The organism is Geodermatophilus sp. SYSU D00525, from assembly GCF_054050475.1.
On sequence record NZ_JBJGZK010000009.1, the window covers coordinates 13,638 to 32,618 of the forward strand.

General features: G+C 75.0%; 18 protein-coding genes. 13 read left to right on the forward strand and 5 right to left on the reverse strand.

From position 1 onward, the window contains the following. The first annotated feature begins 161 nt into the window (after positions 1 to 161). Genes glnT through ACI796_RS09760 form a run of 5 tightly spaced genes read left to right on the forward strand, consistent with a single transcriptional unit; the run spans position 162 to position 5,598 of the window. Positions 162 to 1,520: a type III glutamate--ammonia ligase gene (gene glnT / locus ACI796_RS09740; protein WP_456941023.1), complete on the forward strand. Its 1,359-nt coding sequence runs from the start codon at positions 162 to 164 to the stop codon at positions 1,518 to 1,520. 32 nt (positions 1,521 to 1,552) lie between these two features. After that, complete coding sequence (locus ACI796_RS09745; protein ID WP_456941024.1) at positions 1,553 to 2,458, forward strand: hypothetical protein; 906 nt, start codon at positions 1,553 to 1,555, stop codon at positions 2,456 to 2,458. Beyond that, positions 2,446 to 3,177, forward strand: coding sequence for a GltB/FmdC/FwdC-like GXGXG domain-containing protein (locus ACI796_RS09750; protein ID WP_456941025.1), 732 nt, complete (start codon positions 2,446 to 2,448; stop codon positions 3,175 to 3,177). Before ACI796_RS09745 ends, ACI796_RS09750 begins: the two co-directional genes overlap by 13 nt. Positions 3,178 to 3,187: 10 nt before the next feature. Further along, positions 3,188 to 4,492: an FMN-binding glutamate synthase family protein gene (locus ACI796_RS09755; RefSeq protein WP_456941026.1), complete on the forward strand. Its 1,305-nt coding sequence runs from the start codon at positions 3,188 to 3,190 to the stop codon at positions 4,490 to 4,492. Further along, positions 4,489 to 5,598, forward strand: coding sequence for an FAD-dependent oxidoreductase (locus ACI796_RS09760; RefSeq protein WP_456941027.1), 1,110 nt, complete (start codon positions 4,489 to 4,491; stop codon positions 5,596 to 5,598). Before ACI796_RS09755 ends, ACI796_RS09760 begins: the two co-directional genes overlap by 4 nt. Positions 5,599 to 6,070: 472 nt before the next feature. Here ACI796_RS09760 and ACI796_RS09765 read toward each other — a convergent pair whose 3' ends face one another. Continuing rightward, entirely contained in the window at positions 6,071 to 8,914 is a 2,844-nt protein-coding gene (locus tag ACI796_RS09765) for a helix-turn-helix transcriptional regulator (protein WP_456941028.1), read from the reverse strand. 204 nt (positions 8,915 to 9,118) lie between these two features. On the opposite strand from ACI796_RS09765, the gene ACI796_RS09770 reads away from it, so the two are divergent. The 5 genes from ACI796_RS09770 (at position 9,119) to ACI796_RS09790 (ending at position 13,335) form a co-directional block, all read left to right on the forward strand. Next, positions 9,119 to 10,039, forward strand: a complete 921-nt coding sequence (locus ACI796_RS09770) for an alpha/beta fold hydrolase (RefSeq protein WP_456941029.1) — start codon at positions 9,119 to 9,121, stop codon at positions 10,037 to 10,039. A 292-nt stretch (positions 10,040 to 10,331) separates the two neighbouring features. Further along, positions 10,332 to 11,093 carry an alpha/beta fold hydrolase gene (locus ACI796_RS09775; RefSeq protein WP_456941030.1) on the forward strand — a complete coding sequence of 254 codons (762 nt, stop codon included), beginning with the start codon at positions 10,332 to 10,334 and terminating at the stop codon, positions 11,091 to 11,093. A 3-nt stretch (positions 11,094 to 11,096) separates the two neighbouring features. Next, complete coding sequence (locus ACI796_RS09780) at positions 11,097 to 11,465, forward strand: cupin domain-containing protein (RefSeq protein ID WP_456941031.1); 369 nt, start codon at positions 11,097 to 11,099, stop codon at positions 11,463 to 11,465. 114 nt (positions 11,466 to 11,579) lie between these two features. Continuing rightward, positions 11,580 to 12,353, forward strand: coding sequence for a DUF302 domain-containing protein (locus ACI796_RS09785; RefSeq protein WP_456941032.1), 774 nt, complete (start codon positions 11,580 to 11,582; stop codon positions 12,351 to 12,353). 31 nt (positions 12,354 to 12,384) lie between these two features. After that, positions 12,385 to 13,335: an alpha/beta hydrolase gene (locus ACI796_RS09790; RefSeq protein WP_456941033.1), complete on the forward strand. Its 951-nt coding sequence runs from the start codon at positions 12,385 to 12,387 to the stop codon at positions 13,333 to 13,335. 167 nt (positions 13,336 to 13,502) lie between these two features. Here ACI796_RS09790 and ACI796_RS09795 read toward each other — a convergent pair whose 3' ends face one another. Beyond that, entirely contained in the window at positions 13,503 to 13,979 is a 477-nt protein-coding gene (locus tag ACI796_RS09795) for a carboxymuconolactone decarboxylase family protein (protein WP_456941034.1), read from the reverse strand. Between the two features lie 137 nt (positions 13,980 to 14,116). Here ACI796_RS09795 and ACI796_RS09800 point away from each other — a divergent pair, with 137 nt between their 5' ends. Further along, complete coding sequence (locus ACI796_RS09800; RefSeq protein WP_456941035.1) at positions 14,117 to 14,353, forward strand: hypothetical protein; 237 nt, start codon at positions 14,117 to 14,119, stop codon at positions 14,351 to 14,353. Between the two features lie 72 nt (positions 14,354 to 14,425). On the opposite strand, the gene ACI796_RS09805 is transcribed toward ACI796_RS09800, so the two are convergent. From ACI796_RS09805 to ACI796_RS09815, 3 genes are all read right to left on the reverse strand, one after another. Further along, complete coding sequence (locus ACI796_RS09805) at positions 14,426 to 14,581, reverse strand: hypothetical protein (RefSeq protein ID WP_456941036.1); 156 nt, start codon at positions 14,579 to 14,581, stop codon at positions 14,426 to 14,428. Positions 14,582 to 14,678: 97 nt separating this feature from the next. Then, positions 14,679 to 15,767 carry a zinc-dependent alcohol dehydrogenase gene (locus tag ACI796_RS09810; RefSeq protein WP_456941037.1) on the reverse strand — a complete coding sequence of 363 codons (1,089 nt, stop codon included), beginning with the start codon at positions 15,765 to 15,767 and terminating at the stop codon, positions 14,679 to 14,681. Next, on the reverse strand, positions 15,764 to 16,720 hold the full coding sequence (locus ACI796_RS09815; RefSeq protein WP_456941038.1) for a Gfo/Idh/MocA family protein: 957 nt from the start codon (positions 16,718 to 16,720) through the stop codon (positions 15,764 to 15,766). The genes ACI796_RS09810 and ACI796_RS09815 overlap by 4 nt, the downstream gene beginning before the upstream one ends. A gap of 82 nt (positions 16,721 to 16,802) precedes the next feature. Here ACI796_RS09815 and ACI796_RS09820 point away from each other — a divergent pair, with 82 nt between their 5' ends. Then, complete coding sequence (locus ACI796_RS09820) at positions 16,803 to 17,807, forward strand: glucosyl-3-phosphoglycerate synthase (RefSeq protein WP_456941039.1); 1,005 nt, start codon at positions 16,803 to 16,805, stop codon at positions 17,805 to 17,807. Between the two features lie 8 nt (positions 17,808 to 17,815). Continuing rightward, positions 17,816 to 18,970 (forward strand): glycosyltransferase, encoded by a 1,155-nt coding sequence (locus tag ACI796_RS09825; RefSeq protein ID WP_456941040.1) that lies wholly within the window; start codon positions 17,816 to 17,818, stop codon positions 18,968 to 18,970. The last annotated feature ends 11 nt before the right edge of the window (positions 18,971 to 18,981 follow it).

Consider the following 18,981-nt stretch of genomic DNA (forward strand, 5'->3'; position numbering starts at 1 on the left):
GGGACGGCGGGCCGCCGCCGCGTGGCCCGGGTGCCCGGCGCCCGGGCACAGGAGGAAACAGGGATCTCCCCGGACGGTCACGTCGCGGAAACACGCACCCTGTTCACTCCGGGGCGACAGAGGTTCACAGCAGTGAACACCTCGACCACCCGGGAGGACCCATGTCGCTCACCGCCACCCGCCCCGAGGCCCCGCCGGCGCCAGTCGAGCTGCCCACCGGAGGAGAGCTGGCGCGCCGCGCCCGCGCCGACGGGATCGAGTTCGTCATGGCGCTGTTCGTCGACCTCACCGGCAAGCCCTGCGCCAAGCTGGTGCCGGTCGAGGCGGTCGAGGAGCTGGAGACCGAGGGCGTGGGTTTCGCCGGCTACGCGGTCGGCGCGATGGGGCAGGAGCCGAGGGACCCCGACCTGATGGCCGTCCCCGACCCCTCGTCCTACATGCCGGTGCCCTTCATCCGGCCGGGACTGGCGATCGTGCACTGCGACCCGCACGTGGAGGGTCGGCCCTGGCCGTACGCGCCCCGGGTGCTGCTCAAGGCGCAGCTGGCCCGCGCCGCCGAGCTGGGCCTGGAGCTCAAGGTCGGCGCCGAGGTCGAGTACTTCCTCGTCGAGCGCGGCCCGGACGGCGCGCTGCGGCCCGCCGATCCGAAGGACACCGCGGCCCGGCCCTGCTACGACGCCCGCGGGCTGACCCGCATGTACGACCACCTGACCGAGGTGTCCAAGGCGATCAACTCCCTCGGCTGGGGCAACTACGCCAACGACCACGAGGACGGCAACGGCCAGTTCGAGCAGAACTTCGCCTACGCCGACGCGCTGACCACCGCCGACCGGGTGGTCACCCTGCGCTACCTGCTGTCGGTGCTCGCCGAGCAGCGCGGCATGACCGCCACCTTCATGGGCAAGCCCTTCACCGACCGGACCGGCAGCGGGCTGCACATGCACCTGTCGCTGTGGCGGGACGGCGAGCCGGCGTTCCCGGACCCCGCCGACGCCCGCGGCCTGGGCCTGTCCCCGCTGGCCTACTCCTTCGTGGCCGGCCTGATCGAGCACGCCTGCGGCCTGCAGGCGGTGCTCGCCCCGACGGTGAACGCCTACAAGCGCACCGGCGCCAGCTCCACCCGGTCCGGCGCGACCTGGTCCCCGCGCACGGCGTCCTACGGCGGCAACGACCGCATCCACCCGCTCCGCGTCCCCGACGGCAACCGCGTGGAGTTGCGCGGCGGTGACGGCTCGGCCAACCCCTACCTGGCCGCGGCGGCCGCGCTGGCCGCCGGCCTCGACGGGATCCGCCGCGGCCTGGACCCCGGCGAGCCCGGCGCCACCACCAGCAGCCCGCTGCCGCCGACGCTGCTGCACGCCGTCGAGGCGCTGCAGGCCGACCCGGTGGTCGCCGCGGCCCTGGACGCGGCCGGGCCCGGTGTCTGCGAGTACTTCGCCGGCCTCAAGCGCGAGGAGTTCTTCGAGTGGCACGGGCAGGTGACCCCCTGGGAGGTCGACCGCTACGTGACCGCGTTCTGACCCGACCGACCGACGAGAGGAACCGTCCTGCGATGTGCGGGATCGTCGGGCTCCACCTGCGGGAGCCCTCCCTGTACCCCCGGCTCGGCGAGCTGCTGACCGGCATGCTCTGCCAGGTCACCGAGCGCGGTCCGGACTCCGCCGGGGTCGCCGTCTACGGCGACCCGCGCTGGTCGCCGCCGGGCGCGGCGTCGGTCTCGCTGCTCACCGGTGACCGGACCGCCGACGACGTCGCCACCGCCCTCCGCGCCGCCGGGTGGCCGGGTCTGGACACAGCCGAGGTGGTGGACGCCGGCCAGACGCTGGTCGTCCACGCGGCGACCGACCCCGGAGCCCTCGCCGCCGCCGTCCGCGAGACCGTCCCGGGTGCCGTGGTCATCGGCGCCGGCGAGGAGGTCGCCGTCCTCAAGGGCGTCGGGCACCCGCGGGCCCTGGCCGCCGAGTTCGGCCTGGCGGCCGCGCAGGGCTGGCAGGGCGTGGCGCACACCCGGATGGCCACGGAGTCGGCGGTCACCCCGGCGCACTGCCACCCCTTCTCCGTGGGGGCCGACCAGTGCCTGGTGCACAACGGCTCATTCGCCAACCACGCCACCATCCGCCGCGAGCTGCGCGCCGCGGGCGCGGTCTTCTACAGCGACAACGACTCCGAGGTCGGCGCCCGCTTCGTCGCCGCCCAGCTGGCCGCCGGCTACGACGTGGAGAAGTCGCTGGAGCTGCTGTGCGAGCGCTTCGACGGCTTCTACACGCTGCTGGTCAGCACCCGCGACAGCTTCGCCGTCGTCCGCGACGCCATCGCCTGCAAACCCGCCGTCGTCGCCGAGACCCCGCAGTGGGTCGCCATGGCGTCGGAGTACCGCGCCCTGGCCGGCCTGCCCGGCGTCGAGGCCGCCCGCATCTTCGAGCCCGAGCCGGAAGAGGTCTACGCATGGCAGCGCTGAGCACGACCCACGGCACGGCGGACACCGCGGTGGAGCCCGCCGTCGTCGACCTGTCCCTCACCGGGGTGCGCGAGCTCAACGCCGCCCTGCACGCCCCGGACGTCGCGGACAAGGCGTCCGCCTGGCGGGTCACCTCACCCGCCGGGCGGCACAACATCGCCGTCGGGCTCGACGCGGCGGTCGACGTCCGCATCGAGGGACACGTCGGCTACTACTGCGCCGGGATGAACCAGCTCGCGACGGTGACCGTCGAGGGCAACGCCGGGGTCGGGGTCGCCGAGAACATGATGAGCGGCACGGTGCGGGTCCGTGGCAACGCCTCCCAGTCGGCCGGGGCGACGGCGCACGGCGGCCTGCTGGTCGTCGAGGGCTCGGCGTCGGCCCGCTGCGGGATCTCGATGAAGGGCGTGGACATCGTCGTCGGCGGCGACGTCGGGCACATGAGCGCCTTCATGGGACAGGCCGGGCGGCTGGTCGTGTGCGGCGATGCCGGCGACGCGCTCGGCGACTCCCTCTACGAGGCCCGGGTCTACGTGGCCGGATCGGTCAGGAGCCTCGGCGCGGACTGCGTGGAGAAGGAGGTGCGACCCGAGCACCTGGCCGAGCTCACCGGCCTGCTCCATGCGGCCGGCATCGACGCCGACCCGCGGGACTTCCGGCGCTACGGCTCGGCCCGCCGTCTCTACAACTTCCACGTCGACAACGCCTCGGCGTACTGAGGAGACCCCCATGCTCCGCGAGTCCGCGACCTTCGACCGCGCCACCATCGCCGAGATCCAGCGTGCTGCCGAGACCGGCATCTACGACATCCGCGGCGGCGGCGCCAAGCGCAGGGTGCCGCACTTCGACGACCTGCTCTTCCTCGGCGCCAGCATGTCCCGCTACCCGCTGGAGGGGTACCGGGAGCGCTGCGACACCGACGTCGTCCTCGGGAACCGCCACGCCACCTACCCGCTGCACCTGGCCACCCCGGTGACCGTCGCCGGGATGAGCTTCGGCGCGCTGTCGGGCCGGGCGAAGGAGGCGCTGGGCCGCGGCGCCAGCGAGGTCGGGACGAGCACCACCACCGGCGACGGCGGCATGACACCGGAGGAGCGCGGCCAGTCCAAGCACCTCGTCTACCAGTACCTGCCCTCCCGCTACGGCATGAACCCCGACCACCTGCGGGCCGCCGACGCCATCGAGGTCGTCCTCGGCCAGGGCGCCAAGCCCGGCGGCGGCGGGATGCTGCTCGGCCAGAAGATCACCGAGCGCGTGGCCGGCATGCGCACCCTGCCGATGGGCGTCGACCAGCGCAGCGCCTGCCGCCACCCGGACTGGACCGGCCCCGACGACCTGGAGATCAAGATCGGTGAACTCCGGGAGATCACCGACTGGGAGAAGCCGATCTACGTCAAGATCGGCGCCAGCCGCACCTACTACGACGTGAAGCTGGCGGCGAAGGCCGGCGCCGACGTCATCGTGCTCGACGGCATGCAGGGCGGCACCGCGGCGACGCAGGAGGTGTTCATCGAGCACGTCGGCATCCCGACGCTGGCTGCCCTCCCGCAGGCGGTGCAGGCGCTGCAGGAGGAGGGGTTGCACCGGCAGGTCCAGCTGGTCGTGTCCGGCGGGATCCGCAACGGCGCCGACCTCGCCAAGTGCATGGCGCTCGGGGCCGACGCCGTCGCGATCGGGACCGCGGCGCTCGTCGCCCTGGGCGACAACGCGCCACACCTCGACGAGGAGTACCGGGCGCTGGGCTCGGCGGCCGGGTTCTACGACGACTGGCAGGCCGGCCGCGACCCGGCCGGCATCACCACCCAGGACGAGGAGCTCGCGGCCCGCCTCGACCCGGTCGTCGGCGGCCGGCGGCTGGCCAACTTCATCCGCGTGATGACGATGGAGGCCCAGGTCATCGCCCGCGCCTGCGGCAAGGCGCACCTGCACTCGCTGGAGCCCGAGGACCTGGTGGCGCTCACCATCGAGGCCGCCGCGATGGCCCGCGTGCCGCTGGCCGGCACGTCCTGGATCCCCGGGCAGGGCGGGCTGTGAGCGACCTGCGGGTCGACGTCGCCGTCGTCGGCGCCGGCCTCGTGGGCTCGGCGACGGCGTGGCAGCTGGCCCGGCGCGGGGTCTCCGTGGCGCTGGTCGAGGCCTTCGACGCCGGGCACGTCCACGGCAGCTCGCACGGCACCTCGCGCATCGTGCGCCGGGCCTACGCCGACCCGTTCTGGGTGCGGCTGACCGGCCGCGCGTACGGCGCCTGGGCCGACGCCCAGGACGACACCGGGACAGCGCTGCTGCGCACCACCGGCGGCCTCGACACCGGCGCCCGCCGCGACCCCGTGGGGCTGGCCCGGCTGATGGCCGCCGAGGGGGTGTCCCACGAGCTGCTGACGGCGGGGGAGGCGGAGGCCCGCTGGCCGGGGATGCGCTTCGACGGCCCCGTGTTGTTCCACCCCGAGGGTGCGGTGCTCGACGCCGACGCCGCGGTCGCCGCCTGGGTGCGGCGCGTGCACGAGCTCAGCGGCACCGTGCTCGAGCGCACCCGGGTGCTCGCCGTCGCACCGGACGGGGACGGCGCGCGCGTGGTCACCGACGGACCGGAACTGAGCGCGCGCAGCGTCGTCGTCGCGGCCGGACCGTGGCTGCCGGAGCTGCCGCTCGGCCTCCCGCTGCCGCCGCTCACGGTGACTCAGCAGCAGGTCTTCCACTTCCGGCAGCGCGTCCCCGCCGCCGTCTGGCCGACCTTCGTGCACAAGGGCGACCTGCAGCTGTTCGGCCTGCCCTCCGGGGCAGACGGCGGCCCGCGCCCGGCGATGAAGGTCGCCCAGCACGACGGTGGCCGGCCCACGACGGCGTCCACCCGCGACGGCGTCATCGACCCGGCCTCGCGCGAGCGGGTGACCGCGTTCGTCCGGGCGTGGCTGCCCGGCCTGGACCCGGAGCCGATCGCTCAGGGCAGCTGCCTGTACACCGCCACCCCGGACGAGGACTTCGTGCTCGACCGGATCGGCCCCGTCGTCGTCGCCTCGCCCTGCTCCGGACACGGCGCCAAGTTCGCCGCCCTGATCGGGAGGATCGCGGCCGACCTCGCCCTCGGTGAAGCGGAGGCGGAACCGAGGTTCGCGCTCAGCCGGGTGCGCTCCCTCGTCTGACGGAGGTCCAGGCTCCTGCACGACGTGCTCTCGTGATGTCCGTGGCACGCGGTCGACCACCGTTCCGACCACCGTTGTTCCTCGCACGGTGTCATCCACCGTGGTGCGCACGCTCCGTGTGCCGGTCGAGCTGCACAGACGCACGACACCGAACTGCGGCGGACACCCGGGCAGGTCCGGGGGTACGGGCGGGAGTCGCTCCGTCGACCGGCCACGCCGAGCGGCCCCGTACAGCAGGGGTGTGGCACGTGCTCGCGGGTCTCCTGCACTGGGTCGAGAAGGGCCGGCCGGCTGCTGGGAGCGCCGGGTCGGGGCCACGGTGGCGGAGCAGCCCGCGCGGACGGCGTTCCGGCCCGCCCGGCGTCCCGGTCGCGCATCGACATCCCGCCCACCTCGCTGTTCTCGGCCCACTCGGTCTCCGACTCCCGTGTCGGCCCGGCAGAGGCCGGCCGCATCGAGGACCTCGTACAGGTCACCGTCGGTGTCGTTCGGATCGTGCAGCCGGCTCCGGGTCGGCCGTCTCCGGCGGTGGTGCCGGGGATGTCCGGGTCAACGCGTCGCGCAGGGCCGCGCGCGTCGATATGCCGAGCTTGGGGAAGATCCGGTACAGGTGGCCGGAGACCGTGCGGGGGGACAGGTAGAGACGGCTCCCGATCTGCTTGTTGGTCAGCCCGGAAGCGGCCAGCGAGGCGATCTGGTGCTCCTGCGGTGTCAGGGTCGCCGCCGCGTCGGACTCGGTGCGGGAACCGTGCGTCAGGCCGCTGGCACGCACCTCCTGCTCCGCACGACTGACCCAGGGGTGTGCGCCCAGGCGCTCGAACTGTTCCCGAGCAGCGCTCAGCTGGAGTCGGGCCGCCGATGTCGCCCGGGTCCGCCGCAGGTGTTCGCCGTAGGCCAGTTGCACGCGTGCCCGCTCGAACGGGAACGCTTCGGCGCCGGGGACGGCCAGGGCCGCCTCGTAGAGGTCGCCGGCGTCCTCCCCGGAGGCCGCGAGCGCCGCCGATCCCGAGGCGAGCAGGGCCAGGCGCGGGCGGAGCCGGAAGACCTCGGCCCCCTGCATGGCGGTGACGTGCGCCGCGGCCTCCGCGGAACGCCCGGTGCGGACCGCCGCCTCCACCAGGTCCTTGGCGACCCACATCGCGACCGGGACGTGTGGCGCCAGGAGGCCCGGGGGGCTGATGGCGGTCGTACGGCGGTAGGCCTCCTCGTAGTCGCCTCGACCGAGGGCGGCCAGGGCCCTGGCCCGGTTGGCGAAGTGTTCGAGCACCGTCGCGCCTCGAGGCGCCGCCCAGGCCACGAGCTCCTCGGTCAGGGACCTGGTCGCCTCGTCGTCACCACGAGCCGCGGCGAGCATCGCGCGGCAGTAGACGCCGGGCAGGGAGATCAGCTGGTACCCGAGCAGCTCGCTCCAGGCGATGCCCTCGTCGGCCATCCGCGCCGCCTCGTCCCACCGTCCCCCGCGATAGGCGTCGTGGCAGAGCATCATCAAGGCCTGGACGGCGGACGTGGCGGCCCCGCCGTCGCGCCCGTCCCGGATGACCCTCGACAGCGCCGATCGGCAGGCCGACACGCGGTCGACGTAGAAGGCCGCGATGGCGACGCGCACGATCCGGGTGGGGTCGACCTCGGCGCCGAGCGTGGCGATGAGCCGGTCCAGCCGGTCCAGCTCGCCCGACGACGCGCGGACGGCGGGAGCGCCGTACAGGTTGCCCGCCACCGTCAGGACCGGTGAGACCGCGGGCCCCAGCCGGGTCACCGCCGACTCGAAGGGGCGCCACGGCTCGTCCCGTCCGCTGAAGTGGCAGACCAGCATCAGGCTGTGCAGCGCTTCGTCGACCGCCGGGCCGCCGTGCCCCTGCTCCACGGCGTCCTCGATCACCCGGGACAGCATCGCGTGGGCGGTGTCGACGTCACCCTCCCCGTTGAGGAGGTGGTAGGCGGCGGCCACCGTGACCTCGAGGGGCTCAGCGCTGTCCGGGTCGGCGCGGCGGGCCTCACCGAGGAGGCGGGGGACACTGTCCAACTTCCCTGCTGTGTCGGCACCGAGGTAGGCGGCTGCGGCCAGCCGGCGCGCACGGTCCGCGCCACGGGGGCTCAGCTCCGCGGCGCGGAGCTGAGCGTGTACGGCCCGGACGGCGTCCCCCTTGTGCAGCGCCTGGGAGGCGGCCACCTCGAGCAGCGCGGCCGTCGGCTCGTCCGGGCCGCCTGCGGCCTCGGCCAGGTGCCAGGCACGACGTTCCGGGTCGTCGGCGTGCAGGTCGGCGAGGAGGGCATGGGTCCGCCGGCGCTCGCCGGCGGTGGCCAGCTCCACCGCCGCCGCGCCGATCAGGGGGTGCCGCAGGGTCACCCGGTTGGTGGTCGAGTCGACCCGGACCAGCCCGTCCCGCTCGGCAGGCGCCAGATCGTCCAGCCAGCCGTCACCGGAGGAGCCCGCGCGCAGCGCCCGGAGGTCTCCGGTCCCGTCCAGGGCGGTCAGCAGGAGCAGCCTGCGGCTGGCCGGTGGCAGCGTGCGCAGCCGGGGGGCGAACAGCCGCTGGAGCTGACCGGTCAGCGGGAGGACGGGCGGCAAGGGGTTCCGCGCAACGCGCTGGTCCTCCGTCATCGTCGCCGGCAGCTCGAGGAGGGCGAGCGGGTTGCCCTGCGCCGCCGCGACGACGTGCCGGCGGACCGGCACGGCGAGATCGGGGAACCGGCTGGCCAGCAGCTGCGTCGCCGCGAGCTCGTCGAGGGGCGACACCTCGTGCTCCGGCAGGCCGGCGTGCAGCAGGGAGGACTCGGTCCCGCTCCGCACCGCGGCGAGGAACCCGACGCGGCTGCCTTCCAGTCGGCGGGCGACGAACCCGAGGACCCGCGCAGTCGAGCGGTCCAGCCACTGCACGTCGTCGACGACCACCAGGACCGGTTGCCGCTCCGCGAGGTGGCGGAGCAGGCCGAGCGCGGCGGCGGAGATCACCAGCCGGCCGGCTGTGCGACCGGTGCCCGTGCCGAGAGCGACCGACAGTGCCTCCCGCTGTGGCCGCGGGAGCGCCTGCACCTGGTCGTGCAGGGGGAGGAACAGCTGGTGGAGCCCGGCGAAGCTGACCTCGGCCTCGAACTCGACCCCGGCCGCTCGCAGGACCCGCGTCCCCGAGCCGGCGGCCACCCGGCCGGCGACGTCGAGGAGCACGGTCTTGCCGACTCCCGGTCCTCCGCTCAGGAGCAGCGCGTCCCCGTGGTGGGCAGCCCGGCTGAGGAAGGCCCCGAGGAGCTGCAGCTCTGCGGTCCGCCCGACCAGGTCGGCGCTCTCGCTGTCACCGAGGAGGTGGGTGTCCTCCATGGGACGTCCTCTCGGCTGGGCGCCGGTCAGCACGGGACGACGCGGCTCCGGATGTCAGGACGGGCGGCGACGGAAGTCTCTCCCATGGCACCGGCCGGCGACCAGCCAGAGCCGCGTGGCCGCGACGAGTCGGGTGACTCGTGTGCCGGGGACCCCAGCGCCTCCATACTGCGTCGGCTGTGCGGGGTGCCCCAGGAGACGCCGATGTCCGTGCCCACCGGGACCACGAGCGGAACGACGCTGCCCGCGTCGTTCGACGAGCTGACCGTGTCGCAGGTGACCGTGGGCGAGGTGTCGCTGCGGGTCCGGGCCGGAGGGTCGGGGCCGCCGCTGTTGCTCCTGCACGGCTACCCCGAGACCCACCTGGCCTGGGGCCTGGTGGCCGGCGATCTGGCCGAGGACTTCACGGTGGTCGCCCCCGACCTGCGCGGTTACGGGGACAGCTCCAAGCCGGCCGCCGTCCCCGGCCACGAGAGCTACGGCAAGCGCGCCATGGCCCAGGACTGCGTCGCCCTGATGCGCCGGCTCGGATTCGACCGCTTCGACGTCGCCGGACACGACCGCGGCGGCCGGGTCGCCTACCGGATGGCGCTCGACCACCCCGACGCGGTCCGCCGGCTCACCGTCCTGGACGTGATCCCGACCGGGGAGGTCTGGGCACGCGCCGATGCCCGCTTCGCCCTCGGCTACTGGCACTGGGCCTTCCTCGCCCAACCGCATCCCGTCCCGGAGCAGCTCATCGGCGCGGACCCCGGGTTCTTCCTCTTCGACGCCGAGTTCGGCGGTGCCATCCGCCGGTTCCCGCCGGCGGCCGTGGCGGACTACGTCCGGTGCGCTCGGGACCCGGCCGTGATCCGGGCGATGTGCGAGGACTACCGCGCCGGGGCGACGTGTGATCGGCAGTGGGACGACGAGGACCGCGCGACCGGCCGCCGGATCACCTGCCCGACCCAGGTCCTGTGGGCCGGCCGGGGAGCCCTGGCGGCCTGGTACGACACCCTCGCCATCTGGCGTGACTGGGCCGCCGACGTCTCCGGACACGCCCTGGACTGTGGCCACTTCCTGGTCGAGGAACGCCCGCAGGAGGTCCTGGCCGCCATCCGGCGGTTCCACGCGGTGAGGTAGGTCCCGACCGGGTCAGCCGTCCCGCCCCGGCCCCCCGCGTACCGAGCGGAGCGCCTGGCCCGACCGCACCGGCAGGTCGGTTGACCGTTGCTCCGGCCGCACGGCGGCGACGAGGGTCCCCCGCGACAGGTCCGGGACGGACGCGGGCACCGCGGCAGCCGAGGGTCGGGAGGAGCGACGACTGCCGTCCTCACCGAGGAGGGCGTGGACGTCCTCGGCGAGGACCGGGGCAGCGGACAGCCGGTCGTCCCGGCACCGGGCTCTGTCGACCACCACATCGGGAGGGAACCCCATGACCGACACCACCGCCGCCCCCACCGTCGCCCTCGTCCACGGCGCCTTCGCCGACAGCTCCGGCTGGAACGGCGTCATCGCCGGCCTCACGGCCGCCGGGGTGCGGGCCCAGGCGATCTCCAACCCGTTGCGCGGCCTGGCTCACGACGCCGCCTACGTCGCCAGTGCGCTCGGGCAGATCCCCGGCCCGGTGATCGCCGTCGGCCACTCCTACGGCGGGGCGGTCCTCACCAACGCCGGGACGCGACCGGGCAACGTGGTCGCCCTGGTCTACGTCGCCGCCTTCGCGCCGGACGAGGGAGAGACGCTCACGGAGATCGAGAACGGTTCCGTCGACAGCGTCCTCAACAGCGCTCTCGTCGCACTCCAGTACCCCACCGGTCAGGGGAGCGAGACCGAGGTCGAGTTCGCCATCGATCCGGAGCGGTACCACGACGCCTTCGCCGCCGACGTGCCGCCCGCGGACAGCGCCGTGATGGCCGTCACCCAGCGGCCGGTGGCCATGCGGGGGTTCACCGAGTCGACCCGTGCGCCGGCATGGAAGGCCCTGCCGTGCTGGGCGGTCATCCCGACCGGCGACAAGGCCGCGGGCAGCGACGTCCTCCGGACCATGGCCCAGCGTGCCGGCATGACCATCAGCGAGGTGGAGGGCTCGCACGTCGCCTTCGTCACCAAGCCGCAGCCGGTGGTCGACGCGATCCTGCAGGCGATGGAGGCCGTGGGTCACCGTGTCGCCGGCCGTGCCCCGGCAGGGGTCTGAGCCGTGTCCGATCCCGGGCCGCCCGTGATGTCGGTGCCGGACGACCTGGCCGCCGTCCTCCGGCGCAGCGAGGTGCAGCGCGGCCCCTCGTCGATCCCCGGGCGGGAGATCGTGCAGGTGCTCACCGAGATCCCGGTGGGCGTGGAATCGGGCTGGCACACCCACCCCGGGGAGGAGGTGGGCTACATCCTCGCCGGGACGGTGGAGATGCAGATCAGGGACGCCGACACCGTGACCCTGCGGGCCGGCGACGGCTTCCTCATCCCACCGCGGACTCCCCACAACGCCCGCGACATCGGCCAGGGCACGGGACGGATGCTGTCCACCTACATCGTCGAGGCCGGACAGCCCCTGGCGACCTCCGCCGGCTGACGGCGCTCCGGACCGGCCGACTGTCCGGTCCGGACAGGCGACGACGAGGAACGCCCGTGCCGGTCGCACGGTCGTCGACCGGTTGCACCGTCTCGACCGATCCCGGAGGTGGCGATGACCGATGCGCTGGTCGTGGTGGCGGCACCCGGTGACGTGCCGTCGACCGTCGCGCTCGTCACCGCCGCCCTCCACGAACGCCGGGTGCCGCTCGTCGCGACGATCGACCACGCCGCGGGCGCCCGGGAGGCCGGCCTGCAGCAGGACGACGTGCTGCTGGTCTTCGGCGATCCCGCGGTGGGCACGGCTCCCGTGCAGGCCGATCCGCGGGCCGGTCTGGACCTGCCGCTGCGCGTGCTGGTGTGGTCCGAGTCCGGCAGCACGCACCTCGCCCACCACGACCCCCGGGGGCTGGCGGACAGGTACGCACTCGGCGGCCGGCAGGCCGTGCTCACCGCCCTGCACGATCTCCTCGCAGGTCTCGTCACGACGGCGGTCGGCGCCGGCGCTCGCGGTCCACCGTCCGCCCGACCAGCAGAGGACCGCATCCGTGCCGTGCCTGGCACCGGCCGTCCGGGACGCTCGCCGTCGCGGACACCGTGCAGTCGGTGCTGCAGCGGTCCTGGGCCGGGCCCGGCACCACACCCTCGTGGGTCCAGGGCTCCTCGCGCTCCGGGCGTCCGTGGTCGAAGCCGTCTCGAGCCGCGGGCACGGCCGGTCCCCGAGGGACGAAGAGCACTGGTGCGGGCCAGGACGGGCCGGGACGATCCGCGCGAGGGCCCCGGTGGCAGCAGTACGAGGCCGACGTGCCCAGCAGCCACCGCGGCAGGACGGTTCCGAGGCGCAGGAGCCCGCGCTGCGAAGGCCCTCGTCACCTTCCGGCACTCCTGATCCGTCCACTCCGACCGGAGGAGAGCTCGTCATGGCATCGACGTCCGAGCGGGAGATGCGGGAGATCGAGGCGGCCAACGCCTCCGGCGACACCCCGGTCGTCTTCATCCACGGCCTCTGGCTCCTGCCGAGCAGCTGGGCCGGCTGGGCGGACCTCTTCCGGCAGGCCGGCTACGCACCGCTCACGCCGGACTGGCCGGACGATCCGGACACGGTCGAGGCCGCCCGGGCGGAGCCGGAGGTGCTCGCCCGGAAGACCTTGAGGCAGGTCGCCGAGCACACCACCGAGGTCATCGAGGCCCTGGAGAGGAAGCCGGCCCTCGTCGGGCACTCGACGGGGGGTCTGCTGGCGCAGGTGCTCGCGGGCCGGGGCCTGTCGGCGGCCACGGTGGCGATCGACCCCGGGATCTTCCGTGGCGTCCTGCCGCTGCCCGTCGCCACGCTCAGGTCGGCGGGCCCGTTCCTGGTCGACCCGCGCACCCGCCGCCGGGCGCTGACGCTCACGTTCGACCAGTTCAGGTACAGCTGGGCGAACGCCCTGGACGAGGAGGAAGCGAGGGAGCTCTACGACCGGTACCACGTCGCCGGCTCCGGGATCTCGCTCGTGCAGATGGGCAACGCCAACCTCAACCCGCGGACGGAGGCCAAGGTCGACACGAGGAACCCCGACCGCGGTCCGCTGCTGATCATCGAGGGCGAGAAGGACCACACGGTCCCGTGGGCGATCGCGAACGCCTCCTACAAGCGGCAGCGGCGCAACCCGGCCGTGACGGAGATCGTGAGGATGCCGAACCGGGGCCACTCCCTCACGATCGACCACGGCTGGCGCGAGGTCGCCCAGACGGCGCTCGACTTCGTCCGGCGGTTCACCCCGAGCGGTTCCGCGACGGCGCCGTCGGTGCCGAAGGCGCGCGACGCCTCTGACTCCGGGCTCCCGAGCGGCGCACCCGCCGCGGAGACGGGACGCACGTCCGGACGGTAGCCGCGTCGTCCCGGAGAGGAAGTCCACGTCCCCTCGATCAACGCACCCACCCCGCGGGGAAGGCCGCACGCCCGGCGGTGGTCGACGCCGCCGTCGTCATGGTCGCCCCGTGCGTCCCCCGCCGCGGCTGGGCGGGTGGGAGCCCCGAGGGTCCGGCGCGGGCGGGATCACCCGAGCGAGGGCATGGCGCCCTCGGCGAGCTTGAGCCGGGTCCAGGTGTTCATGTTGACGACGACCCCGACGATCTCCCGCATCGCGGCCTCGTCGAAGTGGGCGGCCAGCTCGTCGTGGTACCGCTGGAACGCCTGCGCGACCGTGGTGTCGGAGGCGCGGGTGAGGGCTTCGGCGTACGCCAGCGCAGCACGCTCGGCGTCACTGAACAGCCGGGTCTCCCACCACGCCGAGAGGAGGTCGATCTCCGCCTGCGGCACGCCGACGTCCCGCGCGGCGCGGTGGTGGACCGTCAGGCAGTACGTGCAGTTGTTGATCTGGGCGACGCGCAGCCGCAGCAGCTGGGCCAGTCGTCCGTCCAGTGTCAGCTCGGCGGTGTGGCCGAACGCCGCAGCGCCGGCGTCGGCGATGGTCGCCAGTGCGTCGTTGGCCCGCGTGTCCAGCCTGGTGGTGTGGATCTTCACCTCGGTCATCCGCGGTGTCCTCTCGGGGCGTCCGGTCTTCCCACGGCGTCTCTCGGGTCCGGGACCTTCGACCGGGGCCGCGGACCCCCGACGGTGTGACGGTGGTGCTGCCCGTCACGACGGGGCAGCGTGGAGGAGGTGGGCGTGTGGACGGCGCTCCTGTGCCCGTGGCCGTCGTCGGCAGCCGCACGGAGGGCGAACTCATCGTCGGCCTGCTGCGCAGTCACGGCCTGCACGCGGACCTGGCGACCGACGATGCCGGAGGGCAGTACCCCCAGCTGCAACTGGAGGGGGTCCGCGTGCTGGTCGCCCCCTCCGACGAGGCCCCGGCCCGTCGGCTGCTCGTCGCCGCTGGGTCGACCCGGCCCGTCTCCAGCGACTGAGCCCGGCTCCTCGGCGGCCCGCGGGCTGCGGACGACGTCCGAAGCCCGCCCTCCCCGGGAGCGGAGGACGGCTCAGGCGCCGGTCTCCGGGTCCTCCTCGGGCTCGAAGGTGCCACCCGCGTCCTCGGACGCGCCGAGCTCCACGCCGGGAGCGCTCCCGGGCTGCGGCGGGCCGGCGTCGGGGTGCCTGTCGTCGTCCGGGACGGGGACGTCCGGGGGTGTGGTCATGGCGCGGTTCCTCGCTGACTCGCTGCTCCGGCAGCGACGACGTGGTCAGGACGGCCGGGACCCACGCTACCGCCGGGTCGCGGGTAGGGCGGGTGCCTCAGACCTGCGCCACCTCGAGCACCGCGGAGAGGGCGTGGCGGCGCCGGGCGCTCAGGTCGGCGAAGAAGACCGGCGCCTCGTCGAACGGGACGACGTCGGTGAGCAGGTGCGCACGGACGAGGTCGCCGTGCCGGGCCAGCAGGGCGAGGGTCGCGCGGGAGAGCCGGGAGCGGTCCCAGAGGTGCGCGAGACCGCGGGGCACCCGGCCGATCTGGGCGCACCGCACCGACAGCCCGTTGTGGTGGAACTCCTCGCCGAGTGCGAGGTCCGCGGCGCCGCCGGTGTAGAAGGCCAGGTCGACCACCGTCGCCTGCGGCCGGGCACAGCGCAGGGCCGTGGCCAGGGCCGCGGCCTGGCCACGGCACTGGAACACCACGTCCGCGCCGTGGTCGGCCGGGCCGTGCCGCCATCTCGTCTTCAGCTCGCGGGCCACGTCCGGGGCGTCGTCGACGGCGTCCAGTCCGAGCCCGGCCGCGGCGGCCCGCCGCTGGGGGGTGGGGTCGACGACGACGACCTCCGCGGCGCCGTGCACCCGGGCCAGCAGCCCGACCAGCAGGCCGATCGCCCCGCCGCCGACCACCACCACCAGCCGGCCGGCGACCCCGTCCGCCAGCTCGCGGCCGCCGGCGTCGGCTGCGGCGTGCAGCAGGCCGTTGGCGCAGATCGGTCCCAGGTGGGCCACGTAGACGCCCAGCAGCGGGTCCAGGTCGCCCGGGAGCGGCACCACGTGCTGGGTCACCGGGTCGCCGTGGACGACCGTCGCGTGGCCGTAGGCCATGGCCACGAGCGCCCCCTCGGCCACCGCGGCGGTGCGGCTGTCGCCCACCCGGGCGACCTCCATGTAGCCCAGCTGCCGCACCGGGAACGAACGCGCCGCCTGCGCCGGGTCGAACAGGCCGAGCTCGGCGTCCCAGCCGGTGGCGAGGTACGGGCTCGTCCCGCGGTACCAGGTCAGCTCGGTCCCCGCCGACACCCCGCTGAACAGCGTCTCCGCCCGGAAGCGGCCCTCGGCCAGCGGGGGCTCGGGCGTCTCCTCGACCTCGAGGACGCCGGGGCGCGGCACCACCAGCGTCCGCACGGTGGTCACCGGCGCACCCCGAGGGTCGTGCCGGTGCGTGCCGCCTCGGCCACCGCCCAGGCCAGCCGGTGGGTGGCCAGGGCCTCGGCGACGTCCACCAGCCCGGGCGACGCCGGCTGCCCGGACACGACGTCGACGAACGCGCGATCGACGGCGGTCCGGGGGTCGACGGTGGGGGTGGCCTCCTCGTCACCGGAGCGGGTGCGCACGCGCAGCGTGGTCTCGGTCAGGTGCACCGCCGTCCCGTCGGCGACCACCTCCAGGCCCGCCGCGGTCGGCGCCGGCAGCACGCAGGAGGTGCTCACCGTCCCCACGGCGCCCGACGCCAGCCGCAGCACGGCGGCGGTGGCGTCGGGCACGTCGCGGCCCTCCCGCGTGGACGGCGCGGCGCCGCCGACCACCTCGTCGACCTCCCCGGCCAGCAGCCGCAGCAGGTCGAGCACGTGCGTGGCCTGCTCGACGACCTGCCCGCCGGAGCGGTCCTGCCGGCTCCACCAGGCCGGCGGCGGCGTCGTACCCCACCACCGCGCGTCGACCAGGCGCACCGTGCGGCCGGCCAGCGCGGCCCGCGCGCGACCGACCGTGTCCAGGTGCCGCCAGTGGTAGCCGGTCGCCGTCGGCAGGCCGGCGGCGGCCACCGCCGCGGCGACCCGCTCGGCCACCGGGAGGTCGGCCGCCAGCGGTTTCTCCACGAAGAAGGGCAGCCCGGCGTCGACCACGGCGAGCTCCAGGTCGCCGTGCGCGAAGGGCGGGACGCAGAGCCAGACGGCGTCCGGGCCGCGGTCGAGCAGGCCGGCCAGGCCGGGCACGGCGGAGGTCCCGACGTCGTCCGCCAGGGCCGCGGCCGCAGCCGGATCGGCGTCCCAGATCCCGGCCACCTCGACGTCCTCGAAGCCCGACAGCACACGGGCGTGGCGGGCGCCGACCCCGCCTGCACCGACGAGTCCCACGCGGATGCCCACGTCGGCATCGTGCCGTCACGCACCGTGTCGCGCGCGACGCCGAGGTGACGCGCGACACGGTCTCGTGTACCCAGGTGCGACGGTGGCCACCCCGACAGCCCCCGAGCGAGAGGCCGAGATGCGCGCAGACGTCGCCCGCTGGCTGGACCGCCGCACCTTCCGCGCGCGGGACTACGACTCCCGCCGCCTGCTCGAGCACAAGCACCGTCAGGGCCTCACGGTCAGCGTGGTGCTGCCCGCGCTGGACGAGGAACCGACGGTCGGCGACATCGTCGGGGCCCTCCGCCGCGACCTGGTCGCCGCCGTCCCGCTCGTGGACGAGGTGGTCGTGGTGGACAGCGGGTCCACCGACCGCACCGCGGCCGTCGCGTGGGCCGCGGGGGCCCGCGTCGTCCACGTCGACGACGTCCTGCCCGAGCGCGGGCACGTCCCGGGCAAGGGCGAGGCGCTGTGGAAGTCGCTGTACGTGACGTCGGGGGACCTGCTCGTCTTCGTCGACTCGGACCTGGTGGCGTTCGACCCCACGTTCGTGGTGGGTCTGCTCGGCCCGCTGCTGACCGACCCGGCGATCGGCTACGTCAAGGGTCTCTACGACCGGCCGGTGGACACCCGCGAGGGCTTGGTGCCCACCGGCGGCGGCCGGGTGACCGAGTTGACCGCCCGCCCCCTGCTCAACGCCCTGTGGCCGCACCTGTCGGGGTTCGTCCAGCCGCTGTCGGGCGAGTACGCCGGCCGGCGGGAGCTGCTGGAGCGGGTGCCGTTCGTCTCGCACTACGGCGTCGAGCTGGGCCTGCTCGTCGACCTGGCCGAGCTCGCCGGCATCGACGCCCTGGCGCAGGTCGACCTCGGCAGCCGCCGGCACTCGCACCAGAGCGACGCGGCGCTGGGCCGGATGGCCGGGCAGGTGCTGCAGACGGCGCTCGCCCGGTGCCCGGGCATCGGGGTCCGGGAGGACACCCTCGTCCAGTACGTGCGCACCGGGACCGCCGTCGAGGCGGTGACGTGGGAGGTCGGCGTGCGGGAACGGCCGCCGATGCGCACCGTGCCCGGCTACCGGGGCGCGCGCGTCGGCGGGGCGGGCCGGTGAGGATCCTGATGGACGCCGGACCCTGGCTGCCGGTGCCGCCGCAGGGGTACGGGGGACTGGAGAACGTCGTCGCGACCCTGACCACCGAGCTGCGCGGACGGGGCCACGAGGTCGTGCTGGCCACCGTCGGGGACAGCCGGCTGCCGGCGGACGGCCGCGTCGCGGCGTTCCCGACCGGGCAGTTCGAGCGGCTCGCCGCCCCCTACCCCGAGGTCACCGGGATCGCGCACGCGCACGCGCACGCCGTCGTCGAGGCGATCCACCGGCAGGCGGCGAGCGGCGCACCGTTCGACCTGGTGCACACCCACCTGGAGGTCGTCGGACCGGCGGTCCTCGCGGCCCTCGGCCCCACCGTCCCGCCGGTGCTGCACACGCTGCACTGGGACCTGCGGCGCAACGCCGAGTTCTACGCGCGCTTCGACGGCCGGGGCCGGGTCTTCTTCGCCGGCGTCTCCGAGTCCCAGGTGGCCCGGGGCCCGGAGGCGCTGCGGCGCCAGACGCTGGGCGCGGTGCCGCTCGCCGTCCCGATCCCGGACCGGCCCCCGGTACCACGGGCCGAGCGATCCGACGCCGTCCTGGTCCTGTCCCGGCTGTGCGAGGCGAAGGGCATCGACGTCGCGCTGCGGGCCTGCCGGACCGCCGGGGTGCCGCTCGTCCTCGCAGGGCCGGTGGGCGGGCAGCCCGATCGCGCCTCCCTCGAGGCCGCGCTCGCCGACCCGGCCAGCCCGGTGGCCGGCTACCCCGACGTCCGCTGGTTCCGCGAGCACGTCGAGCCCCTGCTCGACGACGACCACGCCCGGTGGATCGGGAGCGTGACCGGCGAGGGCAAGGAGGCGCTGCTCCGCTCCGCGCGGGCCGTGCTGTTCCCGGTCCGGTGGCCCGAGCCCGGCGGGACGGCGGTGTGCGAGACGCTCGCCGCCGGGACGCCGGTGGTCGCCCACCCGCTGGGCTGCCTCCCCTCCCTGGTCGACGACGGGATCACCGGCTTCCTGGCCGAGGACGAGGAGGCGTTCGTCGCGGCGCTGCACCGCCTCGACGAGATCGACCCGGCCGCCTGCGCGGCGGCCGCGGCGAGCCGCTTCGCGCCGGCCGTGATGGCCGACGGCTACGAGTCCCTCTACGCCGAGGTGGTGCAGCGCGCCGGTGTCCTGGAGGCGGCGTAGCGCTCGGCCCC